This window comes from Pseudomonas sp. PA-4-8C, assembly GCF_021606625.1.
Lineage (GTDB): Bacteria > Pseudomonadota > Gammaproteobacteria > Pseudomonadales > Pseudomonadaceae > Aquipseudomonas > Aquipseudomonas lactis.
In genome coordinates this window covers 1-2017 of sequence record NZ_WKCD01000487.1, presented here as the reverse complement: position 1 = coordinate 2017, position 2017 = coordinate 1, and the positions used below count along the sequence as shown (strand labels likewise).

2 protein-coding genes are annotated in these 2017 nt (G+C 60.9%); both read left to right on the top strand.

Going from position 1 to position 2017, the window contains the following annotated elements; genetic code table 11:
* The first annotated feature begins 387 nt into the window (after window positions 1-387).
* Window positions 388-1254 carry a pirin family protein gene (locus tag GIW04_RS30275; RefSeq protein ID WP_034135370.1) on the top strand — a complete coding sequence of 289 codons (867 nt, stop codon included), beginning with the start codon at window positions 388-390 and terminating at the stop codon, window positions 1252-1254.
* 166 nt (window positions 1255-1420) lie between these two features.
* Window positions 1421-2017, top strand: a 597-nt coding sequence (locus tag GIW04_RS30270) for a mechanosensitive ion channel domain-containing protein (protein ID WP_236479570.1), incomplete at its 3' end; no start/stop codon positions are given.

The window sequence follows — 2017 nt, the reverse complement described above, 5'->3', positions numbered from 1 at the left end:
CGGCCCCCCAAATCACTGGCGGATTACGGGCACACCGAGCCTAAGCGAGGTGCCGAGTGGTGGGGCAAGAGCGTTTTGCTTACTTTGCCGCTTTTGCAAAGTGAGCCGCCGTCAGGGCGGAACCCTAGGTGGCCGTTACCGCAGCAATGGATATGTACACAATCCAACTGTGTTGACTGCTAGACCGCCTTCGCGAGCAAGCCCGCTCCCACAGTAGGATCATTGGGGTGTCAGGTAGATAGTCGCAGGCTGGCGGGCCGCTATCGCAGGCAAGCCAGCTCCCACAGGTTAAAGCATCGTTCTATATGTAGAACGATCAGGGCCATTTTTGCCGGCTAGTGTTCAAGGGTGAGACGATTTAAGGTGTACTCACTTTGGAGGTACACCATGAAAAAGCTGATTGGTATCTACACCAGCCCCCGCGCCCACTGGGTCGGCGATGGCTTCCCGGTACGCACGTTGTTTTCCTACGACACCATGGGCAAGCACATCAGCCCATTCCTGTTGCTGGATCACGCCGGCCCCGCTGAATTCACGCCTACCGAACAGCGCCGTGGCGTCGGCCAGCACCCGCATCGCGGTTTTGAAACCGTGACCATCGTCTACGACGGCGAAGTCGAGCACCGCGATTCCACCGGTGCCGGCGGCAAAATCGGCCCGGGCGATGTGCAATGGATGACCGCAGCCAAAGGTATCCTGCACGAGGAGTTTCACTCCCAAGACTTCGCCCGTCGCGGCGGTGCACTGGAGATGGTGCAACTGTGGGTCAACCTGCCGGCCAAGGACAAAATGGCGGATGCCGGTTACCAGACCATCGTCGATGGCGACATTCCGGTGCTGCCACTGGCGAACGACGCCGGCCACCTGCGCCTGATCGCCGGGCAATTTGCCGGCACTCAAGGTCCGGCCCGCACCTTCACGCCTATAGACGTGTGGGACTTGCGCCTCAACGCCGGTAAAGCGGTCACGCTGGACCTGCACGCCGGGCGTAACACCGCCTTGGTGGTGCTCAGCGGCACGTTGTTGATCAATGGCGAAGAAGTCGCACGCCAGGGGCAATTGGCGCTGTTCGAGCGCGACGGTAAGCAACTGACCCTGGAGTCCAACGAGGACGCCAAGGTGCTGTTGCTCAGTGGCGAGCCGATTGATGAGCCCATCGTCGGCCACGGTCCGTTCGTGATGAACACCGAGCAGGAGATTCACCAGGCGTTTGCCGACTTTCAGTCGGGCCAGTTCGGGCAAATGCACGCCTGACGGTTCACCGCAACCTCCTGTGGGAGCTGGCTTGCCTGCGATAGCATCACCCTGGTGTAGCTGATACACCGCGGTGTTTGCATCGCAGGCAAGCCAGCTCCTACATTTTGTTTCCAGGGTTCTGATTTCATGCGATCTTCTCGGCATTCGCCCTGGAGTCGCCTGGATGCCCTCATTTATCGCTGATCACCCGATGCTGTGCGCCGTGGCGTTGATCCTGATCGACATCGCCGTGTGGCGCCTTATTTCCCCCAACCTGGCCAACTGGAAACTCGCGGCACGGCTGGTGATTTTCGCGGTGTTCAGCGCCGTGCTGTTCAACGACGGCATGAACCCCATGCAAGCGGCGCCCTATGCCGATGACACCACCTTGCATCTGGCCGCCACGGCGCTGCAGATCGGCTGGTGGTTGTTCGCCGCCCGCACCCTCACGGTGTTGCTCGGCGCAGTGATGATGCAGCGGGTCGGCCATACCGGGCGCTTGTTGCAGGACCTGCTGGGCGCGGTGATTTTCCTCATCGCGATCATCGCCGCCATGGCCTACGTGCTCGACCTGCCGGTCAAGGGCGTGCTGGCCACCTCCGGTGCCGTGGCGATCATCGTCGGCCTGGCCTTGCAAAGCACCCTGAGCGATGTGTTTTCCGGGATCGTCCTCAATACCACCAAGCCTTACCAGATCGATGACTGGATCTCCATCGACGGTACCGAAGGCCGTGTCACCGATATCGACTGGCGCGCCACGCGCCTGCAAACCTCCCAGGGC

Coding starts and splice junctions, on each gene's coding strand:
- GIW04_RS30275 (WP_034135370.1), top strand. CDS start 388: ATGAAAAAGCTGATTGGTATCTACACCAGCCCCCGCGCCCACTGGGTC.